Origin of the sequence: Gordonia sp. YY1 (genome assembly GCF_009872315.1) — a bacterium.
Classification (GTDB): domain Bacteria; phylum Actinomycetota; class Actinomycetes; order Mycobacteriales; family Mycobacteriaceae; genus Gordonia; species Gordonia amicalis.
In genome coordinates, this window is sequence record NZ_WXYI01000053.1 from 1 (window position 1) to 1,260 (window position 1,260).

Annotated in this window: 1 pseudogene; it reads left to right on the forward strand. The window is 62.2% G+C overall.

Annotated elements, in window-relative coordinates:
- Positions 1–1,120, forward strand: a pseudogene (locus BPODLACK_RS23090) (IS256 family transposase); the annotation flags it as partial.
- Between the last annotated feature and the right edge of the window lie 140 nt (positions 1,121–1,260).

Consider the following 1,260-nt stretch of genomic DNA (forward strand, 5'->3'; position numbering starts at 1 on the left):
GAGTTGCCGAACTCGCGGAACGGGTCGAGCCCGAAAACGGTGCAGTCCGAGGCCGGGCCGGTCGAGCTGAACGTCCCCTCGTGACCGTGCCGGCACCTTCACCCCACGTCTGGTGCCGAAGGGCTCCCGCCGGCTCGGGGGGCTCGATGACATGATCATCTCGCTCTATGCCGGCGGCATGACGTTACGCGACATCCAGCATCATCTGGCCTCGACGATCGGCACCGATCTGTCCCACGAAACGATCTCCAAGATCTGCGACGAGGTCCTCGATGCGGTCGATGAATGGCAGAACCGGCCGCTGGAAGCGTTGTATCCCGTCATCTACCTCGACGCCCTGGTGGTGAAGGTCAAAGACGGCGCACACGTCCGAAACAGACACGCCCACATCGCTATTGGCGTGGACATGACCGGCGTCAAACATGTGCTGGGAATCTGGATTCAGGCCGAGGAAGGCGCGAAGTTCTGGGCCGGGGTATGTGCGAATCTGGCCAACCGCGGCGTGCGTGACGTGCTCATCGTGTGCTGCGACGGACTGACTGGATTCCCCGAGGCAATCGAGGCGACCTGGCCACTGGCCACGGTCCAGACCTGCGTGGTGCATCTGATCCGCAACTCAATGCGATTCGTGAACTACAAGGACCGCAAAGACGTCGCCCGGGCGATCAAACCGATCTACACCGCCCCCGACGCCGATACTGCCCGCCACGAATGGGAGGCCTTCCGTGACTCGGAACTGGGCGTCAAATACCCGAGTGCGGCAATGGCTTTCGACCGTGCCTGGGACCGGTTCATTCCGTTCTTGGCGTTTCCTCCCGAGCTCCGCAAGGTCATCTACACCACCAACTCGATCGAGTCGCTGAACTACCAGCTCCGCAAGGTGATCAAGAACCGCGGCCACTTCCCCAACGACGTCGCAGTCCGCAAACTCCTGTGGCTGGCCATCTGCGACATCGAGGACAAACGCGCCCGGCAACGAGAGAAGGAACGCGGCAAGCCCGCCGCCACCCGCAAAGCCCCCGGACGACTCGTCGAGGGGCAAGTCGTGACGAACTGGAAACAGGCCCTCGGGCAACTCGCCCTGGCCTACCCCGACCGCATCGAACCCCACCTCAACTAGTCCCCCACAGCAACCACACGAAACCCAGGAGTCACGTTCTTACACAAACATCTTGACAAGCTCGCCAGACGCAGCCGGCCAGTCGGGGACAACGGTGAATTACGGTGAGACATGAAGACCTCCGGGTTGAGGAGCGGTTC